Annotated in this window: 19 protein-coding genes; 4 read left to right on the forward strand and 15 right to left on the reverse strand. The window is 60.0% G+C overall.

Going from position 1 to position 22,320, the window contains the following annotated elements:
• Window positions 1-38 precede the first annotated feature (38 nt).
• From ilvC to QP363_RS12055, 3 genes are all read right to left on the reverse strand, one after another.
• Window positions 39-1,052, reverse strand: coding sequence for a ketol-acid reductoisomerase (gene ilvC / locus QP363_RS12045; RefSeq protein WP_010186905.1), 1,014 nt, complete (start codon window positions 1,050-1,052; stop codon window positions 39-41).
• A gap of 111 nt (window positions 1,053-1,163) precedes the next feature.
• Window positions 1,164-1,679, reverse strand: a complete 516-nt coding sequence (gene ilvN, locus QP363_RS12050; protein ID WP_010186907.1) for an acetolactate synthase small subunit — start codon at window positions 1,677-1,679, stop codon at window positions 1,164-1,166.
• Window positions 1,680-1,684: 5 nt separating this feature from the next.
• Window positions 1,685-3,505, reverse strand: coding sequence for an acetolactate synthase large subunit (locus tag QP363_RS12055; RefSeq protein WP_070710570.1), 1,821 nt, complete (start codon window positions 3,503-3,505; stop codon window positions 1,685-1,687).
• A gap of 315 nt (window positions 3,506-3,820) precedes the next feature.
• Between QP363_RS12055 and QP363_RS12060 the strand changes: the two genes are divergently transcribed.
• Both QP363_RS12060 and ilvD read left to right on the forward strand, forming a co-directional pair.
• Complete coding sequence (locus QP363_RS12060; RefSeq protein ID WP_010186912.1) at window positions 3,821-4,354, forward strand: PH domain-containing protein; 534 nt, start codon at window positions 3,821-3,823, stop codon at window positions 4,352-4,354.
• Between the two features lie 2 nt (window positions 4,355-4,356).
• Window positions 4,357-6,210, forward strand: a complete 1,854-nt coding sequence (gene ilvD, locus QP363_RS12065) for a dihydroxy-acid dehydratase (RefSeq protein WP_070447634.1) — start codon at window positions 4,357-4,359, stop codon at window positions 6,208-6,210.
• Here the strand turns inward: ilvD and QP363_RS12070 are convergent.
• The 6 genes from QP363_RS12070 to QP363_RS12095 all read right to left on the reverse strand — a co-directional run bounded on the left by QP363_RS12070 (window position 6,144) and on the right by QP363_RS12095 (window position 12,446).
• A complete protein-coding gene (locus tag QP363_RS12070) occupies window positions 6,144-7,391 on the reverse strand; it encodes a glycosyltransferase family 87 protein (RefSeq protein ID WP_201828330.1) in 1,248 nt (415 codons plus the stop codon). The genes ilvD and QP363_RS12070 overlap by 67 nt on opposite strands.
• Window positions 7,354-9,561, reverse strand: a complete 2,208-nt coding sequence (locus QP363_RS12075; protein WP_284764691.1) for an acyltransferase family protein — start codon at window positions 9,559-9,561, stop codon at window positions 7,354-7,356. The genes QP363_RS12070 and QP363_RS12075 overlap by 38 nt, the downstream gene beginning before the upstream one ends.
• 88 nt (window positions 9,562-9,649) lie before the next feature.
• Window positions 9,650-9,964, reverse strand: coding sequence for a transcriptional regulator (locus QP363_RS12080; RefSeq protein ID WP_284764692.1), 315 nt, complete (start codon window positions 9,962-9,964; stop codon window positions 9,650-9,652).
• On the reverse strand, window positions 9,961-10,398 hold the full coding sequence (locus QP363_RS12085; protein WP_284764693.1) for a hypothetical protein: 438 nt from the start codon (window positions 10,396-10,398) through the stop codon (window positions 9,961-9,963). The genes QP363_RS12080 and QP363_RS12085 overlap by 4 nt, the downstream gene beginning before the upstream one ends.
• A 133-nt stretch (window positions 10,399-10,531) precedes the next feature.
• Window positions 10,532-11,533, reverse strand: coding sequence for a DoxX family protein (locus tag QP363_RS12090; RefSeq protein ID WP_284764694.1), 1,002 nt, complete (start codon window positions 11,531-11,533; stop codon window positions 10,532-10,534).
• Window positions 11,534-11,561: 28 nt separating this feature from the next.
• Window positions 11,562-12,446 carry a LysR family transcriptional regulator ArgP gene (locus QP363_RS12095; RefSeq protein ID WP_070710566.1) on the reverse strand — a complete coding sequence of 295 codons (885 nt, stop codon included), beginning with the start codon at window positions 12,444-12,446 and terminating at the stop codon, window positions 11,562-11,564.
• Between the two features lie 70 nt (window positions 12,447-12,516).
• On the opposite strand from QP363_RS12095, the gene QP363_RS12100 reads away from it, so the two are divergent.
• Complete coding sequence (locus QP363_RS12100; RefSeq protein WP_284764695.1) at window positions 12,517-13,206, forward strand: LysE/ArgO family amino acid transporter; 690 nt, start codon at window positions 12,517-12,519, stop codon at window positions 13,204-13,206.
• Here the strand turns inward: QP363_RS12100 and QP363_RS12105 are convergent.
• The 6 genes from QP363_RS12105 to QP363_RS12130 all read right to left on the reverse strand — a co-directional run bounded on the left by QP363_RS12105 (window position 13,203) and on the right by QP363_RS12130 (window position 21,539).
• Complete coding sequence (locus QP363_RS12105) at window positions 13,203-14,627, reverse strand: hypothetical protein (RefSeq protein WP_070710564.1); 1,425 nt, start codon at window positions 14,625-14,627, stop codon at window positions 13,203-13,205. The genes QP363_RS12100 and QP363_RS12105 overlap by 4 nt on opposite strands.
• A 185-nt stretch (window positions 14,628-14,812) precedes the next feature.
• Window positions 14,813-15,868 (reverse strand): NAD(P)-dependent alcohol dehydrogenase, encoded by a 1,056-nt coding sequence (locus tag QP363_RS12110; RefSeq protein WP_284764696.1) that lies wholly within the window; start codon window positions 15,866-15,868, stop codon window positions 14,813-14,815.
• Between the two features lie 55 nt (window positions 15,869-15,923).
• Window positions 15,924-17,429, reverse strand: coding sequence for an Asp-tRNA(Asn)/Glu-tRNA(Gln) amidotransferase subunit GatB (gene gatB / locus QP363_RS12115; RefSeq protein ID WP_284764697.1), 1,506 nt, complete (start codon window positions 17,427-17,429; stop codon window positions 15,924-15,926).
• Between the two features lie 43 nt (window positions 17,430-17,472).
• Window positions 17,473-19,071: an aspartate:alanine exchanger family transporter gene (locus tag QP363_RS12120; protein ID WP_070447667.1), complete on the reverse strand. Its 1,599-nt coding sequence runs from the start codon at window positions 19,069-19,071 to the stop codon at window positions 17,473-17,475.
• A 37-nt stretch (window positions 19,072-19,108) separates the two neighbouring features.
• Window positions 19,109-20,140 (reverse strand): ATP-dependent 6-phosphofructokinase, encoded by a 1,032-nt coding sequence (locus QP363_RS12125; RefSeq protein ID WP_070447671.1) that lies wholly within the window; start codon window positions 20,138-20,140, stop codon window positions 19,109-19,111.
• Window positions 20,141-20,162: 22 nt separating this feature from the next.
• Window positions 20,163-21,539 carry an MFS transporter gene (locus tag QP363_RS12130; RefSeq protein ID WP_070718643.1) on the reverse strand — a complete coding sequence of 459 codons (1,377 nt, stop codon included), beginning with the start codon at window positions 21,537-21,539 and terminating at the stop codon, window positions 20,163-20,165.
• A 48-nt stretch (window positions 21,540-21,587) separates the two neighbouring features.
• On the opposite strand from QP363_RS12130, the gene QP363_RS12135 reads away from it, so the two are divergent.
• A complete protein-coding gene (locus tag QP363_RS12135) occupies window positions 21,588-21,911 on the forward strand; it encodes a hypothetical protein (protein WP_049157219.1) in 324 nt (107 codons plus the stop codon).
• The last annotated feature ends 409 nt before the right edge of the window (window positions 21,912-22,320 follow it).

Below are 22,320 nucleotides of genomic sequence, written 5' to 3' on the forward strand. Positions count from 1 at the left end.
TCACGGGCCGCGGAAACTGCTCCCTTTAGCAGCGGAAACTATGCGGTGGCATCAAGTGGGTTCTTGACCCAGCTCATGAGATCGCGCAGCTGGGAGCCAGTCTGCTCGATCGGGTGGGAGTTCACCTTGGCGCGCAGATCCTCGAGCTCCTTGTTGCCACCCTCAACGTTGGCAACGAGGCGCTTGACAAAGGTGCCGTCCTGAATGTCGGTCAGGACATCCTTCATACGCTCCTTCACGGAAGCGTCGATGACGCGCGGTCCAGAAAGGTAGCCGCCGAACTCCGCGGTGTCAGAACAGGAGTAGTTCATGTTCTTGATGCCACCCTCAACGATGAGATCAACAATGAGCTTCAGCTCGTGGCAGACCTCAAAGTAGGCCATCTCCGGCTCGTAGCCAGCCTCGGTAAGGACCTCGAAGCCGTTCATGATCAGGTACTCCACGCCGCCACACAGGACGGCCTGCTCACCAAAGAGGTCGGTCTCAGTCTCATCCTTGAAGGTGGTCGGGATAACGCCGGCGCGGGCACCGCCGATGGCTGCGGCGTAGGACAGGGTCAGTTCGCGTCCCTCGCCCTTCGGATCCTGTTCGGTGGCAATCAGGCAAGGAACGCCCTTTCCGTCAACGAACTGGCGGCGAACCAGGTGGCCCGGCCCCTTCGGAGCGACCATACCGATGGTGATGTTCTCCGCCGGCTTGATCAGACCGAAGTGGATGTTGAGGCCGTGGCCGAAGAACAGTGCGTTGCCGTCCTCCAGGTTCGGCTCGATGTCCTCGGTGAAGATGGCAGCCTGAGAGGTATCCGGAGCCAGCAGCATGATGACATCAGCCCACTTGGCAGCCTCAGCATTGGTGAGAACCTTGAAGCCAGCCTCCTCTGCCTTCTCGCGAGACTTGGAGCCTTCGCGCAAGCCGATGGCGACCTCAACGCCGGAGTCACGCAGGTTCATTGCGTGGGCGTGGCCCTGGGAGCCGTAGCCAATGATGGCAACCTTGCGGCCCTGGATGATGGTCAGGTCTGCATCAGAATCGTACAGAGTCTCAATAGCCATGTTTAATGTTCCTTTTCTCTTTGGGTTCGTGAGCACTACGCATCCAGTAGTAACTCTGCCTATTGAATTTGTATCACACGTTGGGACGGTCCGCCCACATTGTGAGATTTTTTATTTGCTCGGTGCCATCGCCTTCGGGCCACGCCCCAGCGCGACGTTTCCGGACTGCACCAGTTCGCGGATGCCGAAGGGCTCGAGGACGTCGAGAAGCGCCTGCAGCTTGCCGGGCGTGCCGGTGGCCTCCACCACCACGGACTCCGGCGATACATCCACGATGCGAGCACGGAAGATGTTCACCGCGTCGACCACCTGGGGGCGGTTCGAGTTATCCGCAGCCACCTTGACCAGCATGATGGCGCGGGCAATGGTGTTTTCCTCTTCCAGCTCCACCACCTTGAGCACCGGAACAATCTTGTTGAGCTGCTTCGTCACCTGCTCGATGACAACCTCGGAGGCGTCCACAACGATGGTCAGGCGGTTGATTCCCTCGGTTTCAGTTCGCGCGGAGACCAGCGAGATGAGGTTATAACCACGGCGGGTGAACATACCGGTCACACGGGAAATGATGCCCTCAATATCCTGGACGCGCACGGACAGGATGTGGCGAGTGATATCGTCTTTAGCCATTACTCTTAGGCCTCCTCGAGGGATTCGTGGATGTCGGCCGGTTCCTCGGCCGCGGACTCATTTTCATCAAACAGCGGGCGCAGACCAAGGGCGTATTGGATTTCCTCATTGGAGGCGCCGCCGCCAATCATCGGCCACACCTGGGCGTCTTGGCCCACAATGAAGTCGATGACCACTGGGCGGTCATTGATTGAGCGCGCTCGTTCAATCGCCGGGCCAATCTCTTCCACGGTGGTGACGCGAATAGATTCGCAGCCCAAGGCCTCGCTGAGTTTGACGAAGTCCGGGACGTACTCATCGTGCTCACGCAACTTGGTATGGGAGTACTTGTTCTCATAGAAGAGCGTCTGCCACTGGCGCACCATGCCCAAGTTGCCGTTGTTGATGACAGCCACCTTGATGGGGAACCCTTCCACCGCAGCGGTGGTGAGCTCCTGGTTAGTCATCTGGAAGCAGCCATCACCGTCAATTGCCCAGACTTCACGCTCCGGGCAGGCAGCCTTGGCGCCGAGCGCTGCGGGCACTGCGTAGCCCATCGTGCCGGCGCCACCGGAGTTGATCCAGCTTCGTGGGTGCTCGAAATCAAGGAACTGGGCCGACCACATCTGGTGCTGGCCCACACCCGCGCAGTAGATCGCCTCCGGGCCCACGATTGCGCTGAGTTGCTGAATAACCTCTTGCGGATTGAGCAGGCCGTCTGCTGTCGGCTCGAAACCGCGCGGGAAGCGGCTCTGCAGGTCTCCCAGGTACTCCATCCACGGGCCAATTCGCGGGGCATCCAGCTCCGCATCATTGGCATAAGCCTTTGTCAGGCGCAGAAGCACCTCGCGGGCATCGCCCACGATGGGGACAGCTACCTCACGGATCTTGCCAATCTCGGCCGGGTCGATATCTGCGTGAATAACCTCGGCATGGGGAGCGAAGGTGTCGGTATCACCGGTCACGCGGTCATCGAAGCGCGCGCCCACGGCGATAATGAGGTCAGCGCGCTGGAGCGCGGCGACGGCCGGTACCGTTCCGTGCATGCCGGGCATACCCATGTGTTGCGGGTGGTTATCCGGAAAAGCACCGAGCGCCATGAGGGTGGTCACCACCGGGATGCCGGTCAGCTCAGCAAACTCGCGCAGCTCGCGGGAGGCACCTGCCTTGATGACGCCGCCACCGACATAGAGCACCGGACGCTCTGCGCGAGCAATGCGCTGAACAGCCTGCGTAATCTGGCGCGGGTGCGGGGTCGTGGTGGGTTTATAACCCGGCAGGTCCGGCATCACAGGGCCGGAGTACTCCATCAGGGCGTTCTGGACATCCTTCGGGATATCCACGAGAACTGGGCCCGGCCGTCCGGTGGAAGCCAGGTGGAAGGCGGCAGCAATAGCCCCCGGGATGTCCTCTGCCTTGGTGACGATGAAGTTATGCTTCGTAATCGGCATGGTCACACCGCGGATATCAGCCTCTTGGAAGGCGTCGGTGCCCAACAACGAACTGCCGACCTGTCCGGTAATAGCCACGACGGGCACGGAGTCCAGGTTTGCATCCGCCAGCGGGGTCACCAGGTTGGTGGCACCTGGACCGGAGGTAGCAATCATGACGCCGACCTTTCCGGATGCCTGCGCATAGCCTTCTGCTGCATGGCCAGCTCCCTGCTCGTGGCGGGTGAGCACGTGGCGCAGCTTCGTGGATTCAAACAGGGCGTCGTACAGCGGAAGCACGGCGCCGCCCGGAATGCCGAAGACCAGCTCGGTGCCCAAATCTTCGAGGGTACGGACAATGGCGTGTGCGCCCGTGATGCGCTCGGGCGCCCGCTGTGGCGGTGTGGAAGCTGTCACGGTTGGTGTGCTCCTTTAGTGGGGGTGGATATCGGAGAGATCATCCAACGAATAACGCCCCCGTCTTTCCTTCCTGGGTGTGAAGGTAACGGGGGCGCATGCTGGTCGACGTCACTAGCGGACTCGCTACGGCTCGCGCCGCCCGGGTACTACTACGAGGTGAAGTCGAATAATGATCATGGGATAAACTGTACACTGATAGAAACGCCACCGCAGGCCTTTACCCCCATTTTTGGGATTTATTTCTCATTTAGCGAGATTCCACAGGTGGGGCGGTTCGCCACCGCGCCATATTGTCAATTACGATGACCCACTATGACGTCCTCACACCCGCAGAACGCATCTTCTCGCGCCGAACACCCCACGGCCGAAACGTTCAAGCCCACTCGCGAACACCTCCTCGGCATCGGCATCCTCGCCGCCATCGCTTTCCTCAGCATTGGCTGGGCCCCGAAGTACCTCTTCTGGATTCTCATCTTCCCCGTGCTGGCCATCTGGTGGGTCCTGCGGGCCCGCACCACCGTGGACAGCACGGGCATCCACATCACCTATGGCTTCCGCGGCCCCAAGCACATCGAGTGGAAAGACTTCCAAGGAATCGGTTTCCAGCGTTCGAAAGCCTATGCCCGCACCACGAAGGGCGATAACTTCAACCTGCCGGGAGTGACTTTCAACTCCCTCCCCCGCCTCGCTGCCGCTTCCAATGGGCGCATCCCCGACGCCCTGAGCGCTGGCCGTGACGCCGCCGATGACAAGGTGGTCATCGTCCACCGCGATGGCCAACAGATCCTCCTCACCAAGGAGGAATACGCCGAGTACCTCGAGAAACACCCCGAACTGAAGGATTAACCATGTACCCTCTCCGCTCTAAAGTCACCACCGTTGGCCGCCAGGCATCCGGTGCCCGCGCACTGTGGCGCGCTACCGGCTCCAAGGAGAGTGACTTTGGCAAGCCGATCGTCGCCATCGCCAACTCCTTTACCCAGTTCGTCCCCGGCCACGTCCACCTCAAAAACGTCGGCGACATCGTGGCCGATGCCGTCCGCGAAGCCGGCGGCGTGCCGAAGGAGTTCAACACCATTGCTGTTGACGACGGCATCGCCATGGGCCACAGCGGCATGCTCTACTCCCTGCCTTCGCGGGAGATCATCTCCGATTCCATCGAGTACATGGTCAATGCCCACACTGCCGACGCCCTGGTGTGCATTTCGAACTGCGACAAGATCACCCCGGGTATGTTGAATGCTGCACTGCGCCTCAACATTCCCACCATCTTCGTCTCCGGCGGCCCGATGGAAGCCGGCAAGGCCGTCGTCGTTGACGGCGTGGCGCATGCACCGACGGATCTGATTACGGCGATCACGGCCTCGGCCAGCGATGCCGTCTCCGACGAGGGCTTGACCCGCGTGGAGGAATCCGCCTGCCCTACCTGTGGTTCCTGCTCCGGCATGTTCACCGCCAACTCCATGAACTGCCTCACCGAGGCGCTCGGCTTGGCCCTGCCGGGCAATGGCACCACGCTGGCTACCCACAGCGCCCGCCGAGATCTCTTCGAGCAAGCTGGCCGCACCATCGTGGAGATGTGCCGACGCTACTACGGCGAAGAAGACGACGCCGTTCTCCCGCGCTCCATCGCCACCAAGGAAGCCTTCAGCAATGCCATGGCTCTGGATATGGCTATGGGTGGTTCCACCAACACCATCCTCCACACGCTGGCCGCCGCACAGGAGGGCGAGGTGGACTTCACCCTCGAGGACATCAACGAGATCTCCTACCGCGTACCGTGCCTGTCCAAGGTGGCCCCCAACGGCACTTACCACATCGAAGACGTGCACCGCGCCGGCGGCATCCCCGCCATCTTGGGCGAGCTGCGCCGCGCCGGCCACGTGAACCTCAAGGTCCACACCGCCCTCTACGACAACGCCGAGGAGTGGCTCGATGATTGGGATATCCGCGGCGGCAAGGCCACGGAAGCCGCTCTCGAGCTTTTCCACGCCGCACCCGGCGGTGTACGCACCACCGAGCCATTTAGCCAGTCCAACCGTTGGGATGAGCTGGATACTGACGCTGCCAATGGCTGTATCCACGACGCCGAGCACGCTTTTTCCTCGGACGGTGGCCTGGTCGTCCTGCGCGGCAACCTCGCCCCCAACGGGGCCATCGTCAAGGCCGCCGGCGTGGAGGAAGAGCTGTGGACCTTCACTGGCCCGGCCCGCGTGGTGGAGTCCCAGGAGGAGGCCGTGTCCATCATCCTCAAGAAAGAAGTCCAGCCCGGCGACGTCATCGTCATTCGCTACGAGGGGCCCGCAGGTGGCCCCGGCATGCAGGAGATGCTGCACCCGACTTCCTTCCTCAAGGGTTCCGGTTTGGGCAAGGCCTGCGCTTTGATTACAGATGGCCGTTTCTCCGGCGGCACTTCCGGCCTTTCCATCGGCCACATCTCTCCCGAGGCAGCCCACGGCGGCCTCATCGGCCTAGTGGAAAACGGTGACCCCATCACCATCAACATCCGCGAGCGCCAGCTCTCCCTCGACGTCGACGAGGAAGTTCTCGAACGCCGCCGCGCCACTGAGGAGCAGCGCGAGAAGCCCTGGACCCCGAAGCACCGCAACCGCCCGGTCACCAAGGCCCTGCGCGCCTACGCCAACATGGCCACGTCCGCTGACCGTGGTGCGGTGCGCGTGGTGGATGGCCACGTCCAGTAGGCCATCCCGGCCATAATGAGCGGCAGTGCCACCCAGGCCAAGGACGAGCGCCAGCGGATAATAGCTTCCGCTGGTGCCCACAGGCCCTCGGGCGGCGCAGCGCTGGAAACTAGGCACCACCAGACCACTACGATGAGTAAGGTTCGCGCGGGACTGCCGGGGATCACCACCGTCGCAATCACTGGTAGCAGCCAGATGCAGTAGTAGCCCTGCATGAGACCAGTAGTCATTAGCACTCCGGCAAAAAGAACACCGAGTGAGCAGTACACCCACACCACCGGTTGCTCGCGCTTGTAGCGCCACAGTGCTACCAACGCTAGCCCCACCACTACGAGGAAAGCCACGGTTGCGCCCGTGATGGCTCCCTCCGACCAGTCGAGCTGCCGGCCCACGCCTTCGATGGAACCATTGTTATAGTCGCGGGCCTGCCCCAGGTAAGGCAGCAAACGGTCGACGTAATTCTGTGGTTGGGACATTGTGAACCACCCAGCGGCAAAAACCACGACCATGAATACCGCAGCCACGACGAGCACGGCGATATGGCCGGACAACAGTGATACCACGCCCAGAGCTAGAAACTGTGGCTTGATGGTCATGGCCACGCCAAGAATAATGCCCGCTGCGACGGCCTCCCGAGACTTCAGGGCCGCACGCCAGCCGCTTGCCAGCAGCTTGATAGTCAACAGCGCAAAAAGAACCTGTAGCAGGAAGAGGAAGCCGTTGATATTGGTAAGGCTCAGCGTGCTTTTCACCGGCTCGTTAAAGGCGCAGGCCACGATGACTAGCACAGCGAAGACAGGGCCCCGATAGCGCGCTGCAACCGAGGCAGCCAGCAGCCACAGCGCAGTGAAGATGGACACCGCGCCTAGCCACATCATGATAGTACGTGCGATGTCCCGGCCGGGCAGCCAGCCGATTGGTCCGAGAAGAAAAGTTGCCCCCGGTGAGTACAGGTAGTGGGGATCGAGCGTGGAGTAGTCCTCATCGTAGACCGGCTGACCATGGACATACTTGTCAACGGCGTTCCAAATGGGATCAAAATCAGATCCCGTGGTCCCGGCTGGGGACCACACTACGGCAGCAAATACCATAACGCCAGCAACGAAATAGAGCACCCGGACGGCCGGAACACGCCAATCAGGGTCAGAGGCCGGGGGAAGTAGGTTCTTCAACAAGTTCATCGCTAGGTAGCGTACCACCGTACATTTGGCGCTCTAGCCCGTCACTCAACATGACGGCGAACGTGTTGGTGAGATGCGAAGAATCGCGGTACACCATCACGTTGCCGATCACGCCAGGGCAACGCTCTGGACCACACATGGCGTTTGTCAGGTCAAGGTGAGTGACATCCAACCCAGCCAGTGCGCTCACGGCAGGGTTCTCAGCCAACAGTGAGTCGTCTCGCTCCACGCCGCAATCAAGCAGGGGATCGCCTGCAACGTATCCACCCGCAGCCACGCAGTCACGCACATCTAAGGGGCCTGCCGAGGTGTGCGGCCAGGGCGTGTCGCGCAAACCCCACACTCGCATGCCCGCACTGTTGAGGCGTTCGACCACCGTGCGGAGTCCCTCGGGAGTCTGCTCGGGCCCCATGGTTCCTGGCGCTGGCTGGGTAGAAATGAGAAAGGTGCCTTCCGTAGCTGGATTGGCCTCCATGTATTCCAAAGCAGCCTCGGTCCAGGCGGCGCACTCCGGGTAGTCGTGTCCGTCGGAGCGCTTAGGCTCACCGCCTGGGAAGCAGCCCATCTTCAGCAGCGGAACAATTCGAATCCCCTGGTCACGACCCACGATATCCAAGGTCGTCAATATATGGTCCGCATGTGAATTTCCAAACAGGTACATCGTACGAGCGGATTCCAGGTCACCGTATGCGCACGGTATATCCTCAGTGTTTCGCTGATGCGTCAGAATCGGCTCTTCATGTTCAAAAAGTGCCGTGCAGCCATCGGCGTGCGAGGCCGGGTAGAAAGACTCAATAGGGTTGAGAGCATTCGGCACCGGGTCACGCGGCGGCACCTCAACACCGTTTAGGAGAGCATCGGGGCCGGGATAGTCAATAGTGTCGCTCTCGCTAATGCTCGCGGTTGAATCCGAAACCGCAGGAGGCTGCGCCCACGCGGCCAGTGCTATAGCTGAGACGGTTAGCGCCGCGATACCTGCCGTCGCACCCTTTTCTACACCGACTAACCTCCCTGGCGCCCAAGAGCGCTCTCCGGGTTTAGTTTTCTGCCGAGTCGGCACCTCCACGTAGCTCAGCGTGAGCCAGGCAAGCACCACCGAGAGGGCAATGACGCCGGCACCCGCCGCAAGTCCACGGGTAGTGCCAACAGCAGCGAGAATGCCCATACCATCGCGGTTGGACTCTCCCCCACTGAGTAGATAGGTAACCAACACCAACAATGGCCAGTGCCACAAGTAAAGACTGTAAGAAATTCGACCTAAGAATTGGAATGGTGCGGTGGTCAGAAGCCGACCGAGACGCGAGGAAGGTCCCGCGACGATAATGAGAGCCGCGCCCGCAAGCGGCATCAGCGTCGCAGGGCCGGGGAACTGCTGGGCGCCGTCCATGACTACTCCGGTGGCCAGGATGAGCGCTAGGCCAACAAGACTCCAGTCAGTCTTCCGATGACCGGCCCCAGCAGTTCCAGACATGCGGTGGGTTCCCGGTTGTGTCAGCCACAGCCCCAGCAGCCCGCCGAGGCCAATCTCCCAGAAACGGCTGAGCGGCGAGTAATAATTTGTACCTTGGTCAACACCATGCAGATACATCGCGTAAAGGAAGCTGGCCAGCGTAGCAATGCCGAGCCCCCAAGGGGCCATGTTTATACCACTGACCAGGGCCTTACCTTCACGGCATCCACAGAGCCGGTACACACCTACGCACAGGAAGATAACCAGTAGGGATCCTAGATAGATTTGCAGCTGGGCTGACATGGACCACAGGTGTTGATACGTACTCACATCTTGACCAATGGCAGCGTAGTCCTGTCCGGCAGCCGATAAAGCGAAGTTTTGGACATAGGCTAACGAGCTCAGCGCTTCTCGGCCTTCTCTTCCCCACCGCGTCGGGGGAAAGACTATTAGGGCTAGGGCCAGCGTGACAGTGACCGTAACCACGAGCGCCGGAAAGAGTCGACGCAGCATCCTGATAACCACTTGGACTGGGGTTAGCCCCCGAGGGTTGAGGGCGTTGCGAATTTGGGGCCCGAAAAAGAAAACACCGCCGATGAGCAGGAAGACATCCACGCCCGCTGAGACCTTGCCCACGAAGACGTGGAAGAACACGACCAGCGCGATGGCCAAGCCGCGCAGGCCGTCAATGTCTGTACGATACGTCGATGATTTCGCCATAGCCCCTAAATCCTAGGACATTCGGGCTCTAAAACCGTCATCGGCATGATGCGTCGGAACGCTGATGCCTTGTGAACTGTGCCCACGATCAATCTCCGGCCAAAGCCTTAAGCGCCGCCAAATGACCATCGAAAGCTGTTTTACCTTCCTCCGTCAGAGCGACCCATACCGAATCTTTAGCGCGGCTGGTGCCGTACTCGCGGAAGCGCGTGACGTAGCCAGCTTTCTCTAATGCACCAAGCTGCTTGGACAGGGAGGCGTCGGAAAGCTCCGTGCGGTCACGCAACATGGCGAATTTCATCTCACGGTTTACTTCCCCACCCTGCGTGGCACCGAAAGCATTGAGTGTGGCGCAAATCTTAAAGCGATTGAGCGGGTGGATTATCGGATCGAGCTCATTCATCGCGGCATCCTATTCAGCGCACCGGTGTGCAACGTCCAAAAGACCGCCAAGGCGCACAGCACACCTGCGATGCACGAGGCAATAACGTGTCCTTCAACGAAAGGGTTGAAGAGAGCCGGCAGTATCATAAATCCCAATCCTGCGTAGTAGCGCCAGGTCACGCTCCGGGAGGCGTGCGGATCAACCTTCTGGCGCATTGAATCCCTCACCCCCGTGCGATAAAAGAAGGCAAGACTGACCAATAACCCGAGCACAAGAAGAAGTCCGCCAACGGGGACGATCGGATGAACGTCATCCTTGATCCACATATAGGCAAACCACGCACCGTACGCAGCTGATGCTAACAGGCTCAGCCAGACAGGCGGCCGTTTCGCTGCGGCCAGCCGTTGTTGCTCCTCAAATGCGAGTGCGTCCCGAACATCCTGATCAGACAAAACTAAAGCTCCCCTCCTGCGGCACCGAAGTCATTGTTTTCCATTACAGAAAACAACTTACTTTACGCAATGGAAAACAACAAGATCTTGTATATAGTCGCAGGCTGGGAGCGTAGAAACGCGCTAACAACGCCTAGTTCAGCGGGTTAACGCCAGCGCCAAACCACCAGATAGCGACCAGCGCGGCCACGCCAATGACGACGAAAATCCAGGACGTTGCCAGCGGGCGGCGAGTCCAGGAGCGATTGAAGTCCAAGGAGATGAATCCCGGGCCGGTGAACTGCAGGGCCACCGCGATAACGAAGAGGACGAGACCCAGCCAGACACTCTCATTCCACGCGAAGACATCCAACCCGGCACCGGAGGCGTTGAGGCCGTGGATAGCGGAGAAGCCCGTGACGATAAGGCCGAACATAGCGGCCAGCGGTGTCACCAGGCCGAGAAGCAGGAAGGCTCCGGCAATGAGCTGAACAGTCGGCACACCGATGGCCAAGGCTGCAGCCATGGTGTACTCGCCGAACTCCTTCTCCAAGCCGGACAGTCCCTCGTTACCGCCGAGCTTAAAGAAGGTCGAAGCACCCGCCACGAGCAGGTAAACGCTGAGCGCTAGGCGCACGAAGAGCAGACCGAAGTCGATGGTGCCACGGCGTGCCGGCTCCGGCTTCTCTTCCACGGCTGCAGCCTCGGAGTCCACGGCGGGGTCGGCAACAGCAACCGTGCTTGGTACCTCTTCATAGCTCTCAGTTGCCACAGGTTCAGTTGTGGTATCAGCGGCTGCGGTTGCCGATACCGGCATAGCAGTTGTCTCCGCTTCGGACTCTGTCGTCGCCTCAGCGCGCGGGAAGGCGGTGGTCTCGGTTTCTGCTGCAGCACTGTCGAAAGACAGGGAGCCACGGGAGGCGCTCTCAAAGGTTTCGGTCTTGGCTTCAGGCTCTGCTTCAACGGCAGGCTCCTCGGCCTTCTTGGGCTTAATCACTTGCGGCTCGGCACGTCCGGGACGCTGGAAGAGGCTGCTCTTCTTCGGCTTATCGGTAGCTTCTTCTTTAGACGTGCTGTCCTTCACGGAGTCTTTCCCCGTGTAGGTCGGGATATCGTCATCAAAGTCGGTGGCTTTATCAGGAGTTTTATCGCTCATACCTCCAACTTAAGGCAGCACAGCCCCCTTATGGTGCATCTTTATCGGCGCGGCGCGAAGCTAAAACTGCACGGCCTGCGTCTAAGACATCCGCCGTGAGGTCCGCAAGCAACTCCGACTCCAGGCGCCAGCGCTGCCAGTAGAGGTCAATGTCAAGCGGGAAGTCGTCGAGAAGCACCAGCTCCCCGGTCTCCAGCAAGGGCTGTGCCTGCAGGCGCGGCACTAAGCCCCATCCCAGGCCATAGCGCACTGCTTCGACATAACTCTCCGAAGAAGGAATCTGGGACACCCGCGCACGCAGAACATGGGAATCAATGAAGCGCTCGCGCATGGCGTCATCCAAGGTGGCGTCGTTCGGACCGAAGCCCACGATGGGCAGGGTCTCCCAGTCCTCGAAAGTCTCCGCCAGAGCGGGCGCGGCGACGGCAAAGTAGCGCATGGTACCGAGGTACGTGGATTCACAACCTGAGACCGGGGTTTGCTCGCGCGTAACCGCGCCCAGCACATCACCCCGGCGCAACATGGCGAGTGTACGGGCTTCATCTTCGATGCGGATGCGCAGCGCCGCCTCACCGCGCTCGGCGGTGCTCTGGATTACAGGGCGGAACCACGTGGCCAGGGAATCCGAGTTGATAGCAACGGTGAGTGGAACGCGGGACAGGCGCTCGGTCAGCCGCGCATCCGCCTCAGCTTGGACCAGCGCCATGCGCCGTGCTGCTTGGGCGACGATCTCCCCTGCTTCAGTCACGGTGACCGGAGTGCCGCGGCGCAGAAGGATGCGGCCGGTCGAAACTTCCAGCGCTTTGATGCGCTGACTGACGGCCGAAGGAGTGATTCCCAACACAGCCGCAGCCCCCTCGAAGGATCCTTCATCGATGATGGCCAGCAACGTTTCGGTATGGAGCGGATTCATGAAGCTATATTAAACCAGCTGTAGAACATTTAACTAGACTTCATATGGCGCTATGCGCAGACTAGAAGCCATGTCAGTATTGCTTGCAGGATTTGCGCTAGGTCTATCCCTCATCATCGCCATCGGACCGCAGAATGCCTACATCATCAAGATGGGCATTAAACGCGATCATGTCGGCGCCATCCTGTTGGCTTGCTTGCTTTCCGACGTCATCCTCATCACCGGCGGCACCGCCGGAGTCGGCGTCCTCGTCGAGCGCTTCCCCACCGCGCTCGTCGTGGTCAAGTATTTAGGCGCGGCCTACCTCATCTACTTTGGGTTCACGTGCTTCCGCGACGCGTTTAAGAAGGAACAGGACTCACTGGTCATTGAGGAAACCGCACCAGTGGCGCAGGTCGTTGAAGACAACTCGGGCAATTCGGGAGCTTCAGGAACCTCCGTACTCACCAAAATTCGCCCCCGCGTGCGCTCGAATTCCTGGGTCAAGCCGGTCCTCGGTGCGTTGGCGCTGACCTGGCTCAATCCCTTGGCCTACGTCGACGCGCTGGTCATGCTGGGCTCCATTGCGAACCAATATGGCGACCAGCGCTGGGTCTTCGCAGGCGGCGCGATTTTGGCCAGCTCCGTCTGGTTCCCCTCCCTGGGCTTTGGTGCCTGGAAACTTTCCCACGTGCTGGCCAAGCCGACGACGTGGCGCGTAGTCAACATCGTCATCGGCTGTGTCATGCTTGCGCTGACGGCAAAGCTCCTGCTCTTCTAATCTTTCTTTGATTCTTCTGGGAGCTCTTCGTCTTCGGCAGGGTCTCCCACCGCGCCGGTCTCCTCGACCCAGGCCTTAATTTCTTCGTCGCTGCGGTCCTGCTCCACGCCCTCGCGCTCAGTGTAGTAGGAGTGATCGTTGCGGTTTTCCTCCCAGCCTTCCCTGTCGAAGTCTAGGTCTTCATCCGAGTCTAATTCGTCAACCACATCGGAGACGAGGTCCTCGTAGAGGGCTTCATCATCCATGTTGGAATCAGCGATCTGCTGGCCGATCTCGTCGTCGTAACGAGCTGCGTCGTACTCCGAATCGGGGTGCAGCTTGAGGTGCAACAGGGCGCGGATGCGCTCACGGCGCAGCCCCTCGTCCTTGATCTTGCCCAGGGAGCGCAGCCAGCCAATAACCAGGATGGCCACGAGGACGATGCCCATGTAACCCAGTACTGGGTAGACATACTGCATCAGTGCCTTGAAACCGGCAAAGGACACGGCGAAGCCAGCGAGGCAGCCTACGATGAAGATGATGCGGTACTTCGATTCCTTGCCAGAGGACAAACGCTTACCCAGCGCGTAAAACATACCGATGGCCGTGTTGAAAATCATCAGGTAAATGATGATGGCCATAATGACGCCGAGTGTTGGGTGGATATTGTCTACCAGGGTCAGCATCGGAATATCGGAATCGCCCACGCTCTCTGCGTTCATGAGCAGCGAGAAACCGGCGATGGCCATGAGTACCGCGTAAACCGCGCCGCCCACGATGCCGCCGACGCCCGCCTCGCGCGGGCTGATATTATCGCCGCCGATCACCAGGGACATCGATACAGCCAGGATGAGGGCTAGGCCGTTGTAGTTCAGCGCGGAGATAAGCCAGTGCGGGATTGGGGATTCAATCGCTTCGGATGCAGTAATTGCAGCGTCGACACTGTCCGGCATATGCAGCAGTGTATAAGCGCCGGCGAAGAGCACCGCGATGATGATGGTCGGCGTAAGAAGGCCAATGACCTGGGAAACCTTATCAACATCGAACATGCCCGTGATCAGAACCAGGACGAGCATGAGCAAGGAACCAACCCAGGCAGGCCAGCCGAACTGTTGCTGCATGTTGGAACCGGCACCGGCCAGCATGACAAAGCCCACCGCAAAGAGCGTAAGGATCACTGCGACATCCAGAATGCGCGAAATGATCGGGTGGGTGATGTTCCGAAACACTTGGTTGTGCTCGCTGGCGTGGAAATAGCTTCCCAGCTGGAGGAAGACCGTGCCGGCGAGGGTCATGACTAGGCCGGCGACCAAAATTCCCCACATGCCAGGAATACCGAAGGACGTAAAGTACTGGACGACTTCCTGCCCCGTGGCAAAGCCCGCACCAACAAGCAAGCCAATAAAGGACAAAGCGAGGCCCATAACGTTTTTATAAGACACGTTTTCCTATCTGCTTTCTATTTTCTTCTTCTTATGCTTAATGACTAGTGCATAAAAACGCGTCATACTTTGACATAAGTATGACGGTACATAGTCTCTACCTTACGCCACGCTGATAGGAAAACATGTGTGCGGCTGTAGAGAGCTTGCTCCAACAACCGCTAAAGCATGAGACGGCTCACCTCTTAGTGCTCAGCGAACGTCGCTGTGTCAATGACGAAACGGAACTTCACATCACCCGCCACGACTCGCTCGTAGGCGGCATCAACCTCGTCGACGCCCACCTTCTCGATCACCGCGCCCAAGCCGTGCTCAGCACAAAAGTCCAGCATCTCCTGGGTTTCCGCGATGCCGCCGATATTGTTACCCGTGAGCACCTTGCCGCCGCCGACTAAGCGGTTGAGGCGCAGTGGTAAGGCCTCTGGCGGCAGACCCACCACCGACATGATGCCGCGGGGTTTGAGCATTCGCAGGTAGTCCTCGAGGCTGTACTCTGCGGAAATGGTCGAGAGAATAAAATCGAACTCCCCGCGATGCTTCCTGAAGAAGTCCTCTTCTTCGGTGGTGGCCAAGGTACGGCTCGCTCCAAGCTCTGCAGCTTCTTCAGCCTTGCGAGAAGTGCGCGAGATGACCGTGACCTCCGCGCCCTTCGCGGCAGCGATCTGCACGCCCATGTGCCCCAGGCCGCCCAGGCCTACGACGGCCACCTTTTGACTTTCCTTCACATCCCAGCGCGCCAACGTCGAGTACGTGGTGATACCGGCGCAGAGCAGGGGTGCCGCTACGTCGAAGTCGAGTGCATCGGGGATGCGCAAAACGAAGTCTTGGTTCACCACGATTTTTTCGGCGTAGCCGCCTTGGGTGATGGTGTCATCAACGTCGGTGGAATTATAGGTCCCCACGCCACCATTGAGGCAGTTTTGCTCCATTCCGGCTTGGCACTGCTCGCACTCGCCGCAGGAATTGACCAGGCAGCCCACGCCAACGCGGTCACCCACCTTAAATTTGGTGACCTTCTCCCCCACGGCGGAGACCACGCCGGCGATCTCATGGCCGACGGTCAGCGGAAAGTGCGCTTCGCCCCACTCGTTGCGGATGGTGTGGATATCCGAGTGGCAGATTCCTGCGGCCTTAATGTCGATGACGACGTCATCGGCGCGCGGCTCGCGGCGCTGGATGGTCACGACCTCGAAGGGCTCGTTCGGGCCGGTCTTCTGCAGGGCTTTGGTAGAAAAAGTCATGGCGACCACGGTACCCCGCAGCCGCCTGACCTCGCCTAATGGAAATCTCTACCGACTAGGAGAGCTTCTTCGCAATCAGCTTGTTGACCTGTCCCGGGTCAGCCTTACCTTGGGTGGCCTTCATGACCGCGCCCACGATAGCGCCGGTGACCTTCTTGTTGCCGGCCTTGTATTTCTCCACGATGTCCGGGTTAGCGGCCAGGGCATCGCCGACGGCCTTCTCAATCGCGCCGTCATCGCGCACGACCTCGAGCCCGCGCTTGGCGACGACCTCGTCGACGTCCCCCTCACCGGCCAGCACGCCGTCGACCGCCTGGCGAGCCAGCTTGGTGGTCAGTTTGCCTTCCTTAACCAACTCGACAACGCGAGCAACCTGCGCCGGGGTGATGTCGAGAGCACTCAGCTCAACGCCGGCCTCATTGGCCTTACCAGTCAGGTAAGAAACCCACCAGGAGCGCGCCTCATCCGGGGTGGTTCCGGCTTCCACAGTTTCGATGATGAGATCAAGCGCGCCAGCGTTGACCAAGTCACGCATCTCCTCATCCTTGAGGCCCCACTCCTCTTGGATACGGGCGCGGCGAATCCACGGCATCTCCGGCAGGGTCTGGCGGATTTCTTCGACCCACTCGCGGGAAACAATCACCGGAGGCAGATCCGGGTCATTGAAGTAGCGGTAGTCCTCCGCGGTCTCCTTCGGGCGGCCCTTCGAGGTGGAGCCATCCGTTTCCTGGTAGTGGCGGGTTTCCTGGATGATCTCGCCACCGTCGACAAGCACCTGCGCCTGGCGCTGCATCTCAAAGCGCACCGCCTGCTCAACCGAGCGCAAGGAGTTGATGTTCTTGGTTTCGGTACGGGTGCCGAACTCCTCCTGGCCCACCGGGCGCAGCGAGACGTTGGAGTCAACGCGCATCGAGCCCTGATCCATGCGGGCATCAGAAACGCCGAGAGCGGCGACGAGCTCACGCAGCGCCGTCACGTAGGCGCGCGCTACCTCGGGAGCACGCTCGCCGGCACCCATAATTGGCTTGGTCACAATCTCAATGAGGGGAATGCCCGCGCGGTTACAATCCACCAGCGAGGAGGTTGCGCCGTGGATACGGCCATCGGCGCCACCCAAGTGGGTGAGCTTGCCGGTGTCCTCCTCCATGTGGGCACGTTCAATCTCTACGCGCCACTCGGTGCCGTCGTCGAGGACGACGTCGAGATAGCCATCATAAGCAATCGGCTCATCGTACTGGGAAATCTGGTAGTTCTTCGGCTGGTCCGGGTAGAAGTAATTCTTGCGGGCAAAGCGCGAAGACTCCGCAATCTTGCAGTTCAGCGCCAGGCCAATCTTGATGGCGCCTTCCACGCCCTTGGAGTTCACCACGGGCAAGGCGCCTGGCAGACCGAGAGACACCGGGTCCACGTTGGAGTTGGGGGCTGCGTTGAAGTTCGTGGGTGAGGTGGAGAACATCTTGGTCTCCGTATTGAGCTCCACGTGAACTTCCATGCCCATAACGGGATCGAACTTTTCAAGGACCTCGTCATAGTCCATCAGGTCATACATCGCAGCAGTCATGCGTGCCATCTTAGTATGTCAGCGCGACACCGTGCGCAACCGCCTAACCCAACAAGGTGATGCCGTGGGTAATGAGAATTTTGGCAATCATCGCCGCCGGATAGACCATGGCATATCCCAAGGAAACTCGCTGGTCAGTATTGGTGCGGTTGTTAACGAAAGCCAACACCGCCGGCTGCGTTTGTGCGCCAGCCATGGCCCCCGCGGTCTTTGTAGCACCAACGTGCAGGAAACGCCGCATCACAAAGGCGAACCCGGTGGCCACCAGCGTGGTGATGATTGCGCCGAGCAGGAGAATTTTCCACCACGAACCACCCGTAAAGGCGCCGGCAATCTCCCCACCCGCATTCGTTCCGGCCTGCGCCAGGAAGAGCAGCAGGCCTAACTCGGAAAGAATCGTGTTGGCCGAGTGCGGCAGTGCGGTGACCGTGTTGCCGATGCGCCCGATGCGCGCCATGATCAGCGCCACGATGAGGACGCCCGCGGCAGCGCCGAGGCTAAAGGAAGAACCTCCCGGTAGAGGGATCTCGAGGTGGCCCACGAAAACCCCGAGAGCCATGCCTAGGCCGAGGGAGACCGGGTTGATATCCGTCAGGCCTTGGGAGGAATCACCGAGAAAAGCAGAAATCTCCCGCAGAGACTTCTTTGAACCGACGACGCGCACGCGGTCCCCCAGCTCTACGATGTGTTCGGGGATTGCGACCTGGTCGTTATCGGCCCGGCGAACACGCGAGATTCGTGCGCCCCAACGATCCGCCAATTGGTTATTCAGCTCCGCGATGGTCAGACCGGCCAAGTTGTGCTCCGACACAGTGATGCGGCGAAAATCTAGCTCGTGGCGGTCATCGTTGAGAATCTGTGGCGACTCACGCCCAGCGTCCTCAATAATGTTGTCGAGGTCCTCGGGGGCGCCGACAAGCGTGACGACATCCCCCGGGTGTAGCACATCAAAAAACTTCGGCAGGACGATCACATTGCTGCCTACTCGGCGTAAACGGGTGACCTGCACTTCCCCATTGCCAATGTCCGCGAGCTCTGCAACGGAGGTCTCACGCAGAATCTGCATGTGCTGGCGCGTGACGGGTGACAGGGTGTCGTCGTCATTACCGGCGTCGCGAAGCACCAGCACAGTCGCCGCGAGCATACCGATGACGCCAAACAGATAAGACACCGCATAACCCACCGTTGCTGAGCCCGGATCGCCCGTAGCCTCCGAGGCCGCCGCCAAAGCAGGGGTATTTGTCACCGCGCCAGCGAAGGTACCGGCGATAGTGGCACTCGACAACCCAAAGACATAGGTCCCCAGCCCCCAAGCAGCGAGGGCGGCGACGATAAAGACCGCGATCATGGAAAGCACGGGGCCAGTCGCAGTTTTCAGCGACTTGAAGAAGGACACGCCGGAGTTGTTGCCAATGCCAAAGGCAAAGAGCACCAAGCCAAACATACCCAAAATGGGAGGAACGGAAGCTTCGACGCCGACGGCGGAGGCAGCGGCCGAGAAAGCGATGCCCAAGAAGAGCACGGCTGCCGCGCCCAAGCTGATGCCCCGTGTCTTAATACCGCCGAGGGCCATGCCGAGGCCAATCAGCAGGAACACCAAGAGAACCGGCTGATCAGCCAGGAAAGCTAATACGCTTGTCATAATTCCTTTATTAACTAAGGGTGAGCCCTAGTGGTGTTTAACCAAAGAGGGCTTGAGCGTTGGCATAACGCTTGGCAGGAACCACCTTCAGCTTGCCCACGGCCTCCTCGAGCGGCACGAGGTCGATGTTTTCGCCGTGCAAGGCCACGCACATTCCGGACTGTCCATTGTGCGCGGCGCGGGCAGCATGGGTGCCATAACGGGTTGCCAGCACGCGGTCATAGGCAGTTGGCGTACCACCACGCTGGATGTGGCCGAGGACGGTAGTGCGCACGTCGTAGCCGGTGCGCTTCTTGATCTCATCACCGATGACCTGGCCAATTCCGTTGAAGGTCTGGTGGCCGAACTGGTCCACGCCGCCTTCTTCGAAGTCCATGGTGCCTTCCTTGGGCAGAGCGCCCTCAGCAACGCAGACGATGCCGTACTTCTCACCCATCTGGAAGCGGCGCTCCATTGCCTTGGTGATATCTGCGATATCGAATGGAACCTCAGGGATCACCGTGTAGTGCGCACCACCAGCCATGCCAGCATGCAGTGCGATCCAACCGACGTGGCGGCCCATGACCTCCACGATGAGGATGCGGTCGTGGGATTCAGCGGTGGTGTGGAGGCGATCGATCGCATCGGTTGCGACGGAGACTGCGGTGTCGAAACCGAAGGTGTAGTCCGTTGCATTGACGTCATTATCGATGGTCTTCGGCACGCCGACGACTGGAATGCCATTATCAGACAGCCACTTGGCACCCTTCAGCGTTCCCTCACCGCCAATGGCGATGAGCGCATCGACCTCCGCATCAGCCATGTTGGCCTTGATGGTGTCCAGCCCAGCCTTGAACTTATCTGGGTGGAGGCGGCCGGTACCAAGGATGGTTCCGCCGCGCAGAAGGATGCGGTCGATCTCAGCGTCGTCATAAAGGTCTCGGCGACGGTCTTCCATGAGACCAACCCAGCCGTCCTCGTAGCCGACGACCGTATCGCCGAACTCGTTGGATGCGGTGCGAACGACCGCGCGGATAACAGCATTCAGACCGGGGCAATCACCACCGGATGTCAGTACAGCAAGACGCATGACATCCAATCTACTCGCTTCCCTATAGGCTCGCAGTTTCCGCTACCGCATGCAGGGTGTCGCGGAAGAAGAGCGAAGCCACACACCCCGCCGATAGCATCGCAACGATGACCACGAGGGAATCCGCGGCCCCCGCTACCTGCATAACCGCGGAAACAGCGGCCACGCCGATGACCGAACCAACCTGCCGAGAAGTGTTATAGACGCCGGATGCCGCGCCCATGAGATCTGCGTCAATATCACGCATCGTCGTCGCGGCGTTGGAACCCCAGATGAAGGACTGCCCCGCCCCCAGCGCCGCGCAGGGCAGGCACAACCACCAGGCCGACACTTCGGCGTGCATGAGGAACCACAGCGCGAGGAAGGTTGCAATCAGGATGCCGAATCCCGCGACCGCCAGACGCCGTGGGTGCAGCTTATCCGCCAGAATGCCCGCCAAGGGCGACACGCACAGAGAGACCAGCGCCATAGGTGTAACGATGAGCCCGGCATCCCGCGCCGACATGTCCTGCTCGACCTGCAGCCACATCATGATTGGAATCATCATCGACGCCGCCATAAAGCCCATGGACACGATGGCCACTGAACCTGCGGAGTAGTTGCGGTCATTAAACAGCACGAGCGGTACGAGCGCCGCCTTTCCCCGCGATGATTGCAAGCGCACGAAGATGTAGATGCCCACCACACCAGCAAGGAGCAGGGCCCAAATCCACCACGGCCAGCCCGTCTCTGGGCCCTGCTGCACTGCGAACACAAAGCACGTTAACGCGATAAACGACGCCCCCACCGACACAAAGTCAATCTTCCCCGTCGCCGTCGGCAAGGAAGGAACCCACAGACCGGATAAGACGATTGCAGCGACGACGAAAGGTATATGGATCCAAAACACCGCCTGCCACCCGAAGGCGGCGACAACGAAGCCACCCAAGAGCGGTCCGGCAAGCGTGGCCAAAGACCCAACCACTCCCCAAACGCCGAGCGCACGGCCGCGCCGCTCGCGGGCAAAGATACGGTTGATGACGGCCATAGTCTGCGGCATTTGAATCGACGCGCCGAAACCTTGCAGGGCTCTTGCTGCGATAAGAAACTCCACCGAGGGCGCTAGCGCGCACAGCAGCGCGCCGATACCAAAGAGCCCGACGCCCAACTGGAACATGTTCTTCTGACCGTAAATATCGCCGAGGCGGCCGGTAAACAACAGCGGCACGACCACGGCGAGCAGATAGATGGCGGAGACCCACAGCACCTGGTTGACATCGGCGCGGAACTCACGGCGGACGTCGGGAAGCGCAACGGCAATCATCGATTGGTCGAGCAACGACATGAAGAAGCCCAGTGACAGCGCGGCCATGGCGAGCCAAGCCTGCTTCTCCGACGGCGGCGTTCCTGCGAGTTTCATGCAGCGAAGTCTAGCCACCGCACACTCACGCGGCCTAAACTGAAGCGCATGGGAATGATTGATATCAAGAAACCACAGGATGTATCAACGGCGGCGACCGTCACGCTAGGCCTTATCGGCGGGTGGCTCACCGCCCGGGAGACAGGCATTCGCCCGCTTGGCGGCGTGGTGCTTGCCGCCGCTGGCGTCTGGGCGGGCCGCAGCTGGTGGGCGAAAACGAACCCAGCCACTACCGCTGGCTTGGCAGCTCTATACACCGGCGCTTTCGGCCTCTCCCACCCGCTGGCTAAGAAGATGGGCTCCTGGCCGGCAGTGCTGACCGTCACCGCCGCAAGTGCTGGCGCTGCCTACGCGCTTTCCGACGCCAAGTAGATCCATTCCACGCCCCTTCGCGCGGTCTTTGACGGCCGGAGGGGCGTTTCACGTTTGTGCACAGGCAGACACCACCCACATCCGTTAAGTATCGAATATCTAGGCGAAATGCTCAGCCGCTACCCCCGTTTATAGTAACGACTTGACATGAATTTAGCGCTAACTATGGCTATGTGTGGCGGTGGCCGCTAGGATTATGTTTAGAACATTTCTTCTAACTCATGTTGATCTCGGGGGAGACCATGACCACTACTGCTACACGCCCGCCTACCTTTTTCTTTTCCACCACCAACCCTAATAATCCACATGCGATGGCTCGTGCTCAAGCCCGGAGAGCCACCTATAAAACCTGGGTCGGGGCCATGCCCAGCCTCGACGCCGATATCAACACCACCGCACTATCCCTAGT

This window comes from Corynebacterium sp. UMB6689 (assembly GCF_030215295.1).
GTDB lineage: Bacteria > Actinomycetota > Actinomycetes > Mycobacteriales > Mycobacteriaceae > Corynebacterium > Corynebacterium aurimucosum.

Excerpts from the sequence above, each read along its gene's own strand:
- ilvC (WP_010186905.1), bottom strand. The coding sequence starts at position 1,052 with ATGGCTATTGAGACTCTGTACGATTCTGATGCAGACCTGACCATCATC.
- QP363_RS12060 (WP_010186912.1), top strand. The coding sequence starts at position 3,821 with ATGACGTCCTCACACCCGCAGAACGCATCTTCTCGCGCCGAACACCCC.
- ilvD (WP_070447634.1), top strand. The coding sequence starts at position 4,357 with ATGTACCCTCTCCGCTCTAAAGTCACCACCGTTGGCCGCCAGGCATCC.
- QP363_RS12110 (WP_284764696.1), bottom strand. The coding sequence starts at position 15,868 with ATGACTTTTTCTACCAAAGCCCTGCAGAAGACCGGCCCGAACGAGCCC.
- QP363_RS12090 (WP_284764694.1), bottom strand. The coding sequence starts at position 11,533 with ATGAGCGATAAAACTCCTGATAAAGCCACCGACTTTGATGACGATATC.
- ilvN (WP_010186907.1), bottom strand. The coding sequence starts at position 1,679 with ATGGCTAAAGACGATATCACTCGCCACATCCTGTCCGTGCGCGTCCAG.
- QP363_RS12100 (WP_284764695.1), top strand. The coding sequence starts at position 12,517 with ATGTCAGTATTGCTTGCAGGATTTGCGCTAGGTCTATCCCTCATCATC.
- QP363_RS12120 (WP_070447667.1), bottom strand. The coding sequence starts at position 19,071 with ATGACAAGCGTATTAGCTTTCCTGGCTGATCAGCCGGTTCTCTTGGTG.
- QP363_RS12095 (WP_070710566.1), bottom strand. The coding sequence starts at position 12,446 with ATGAATCCGCTCCATACCGAAACGTTGCTGGCCATCATCGATGAAGGA.
- QP363_RS12135 (WP_049157219.1), top strand. The coding sequence starts at position 21,588 with ATGGGAATGATTGATATCAAGAAACCACAGGATGTATCAACGGCGGCG.
- QP363_RS12070 (WP_201828330.1), bottom strand. The coding sequence starts at position 7,391 with ATGAACTTGTTGAAGAACCTACTTCCCCCGGCCTCTGACCCTGATTGG.
- gatB (WP_284764697.1), bottom strand. The coding sequence starts at position 17,429 with ATGACTGCTGCGATGTATGACCTGATGGACTATGACGAGGTCCTTGAA.
- QP363_RS12125 (WP_070447671.1), bottom strand. The coding sequence starts at position 20,140 with ATGCGTCTTGCTGTACTGACATCCGGTGGTGATTGCCCCGGTCTGAAT.
- QP363_RS12080 (WP_284764692.1), bottom strand. The coding sequence starts at position 9,964 with ATGAATGAGCTCGATCCGATAATCCACCCGCTCAATCGCTTTAAGATT.
- QP363_RS12075 (WP_284764691.1), bottom strand. The coding sequence starts at position 9,561 with ATGGCGAAATCATCGACGTATCGTACAGACATTGACGGCCTGCGCGGC.
- QP363_RS12130 (WP_070718643.1), bottom strand. The coding sequence starts at position 21,539 with ATGAAACTCGCAGGAACGCCGCCGTCGGAGAAGCAGGCTTGGCTCGCC.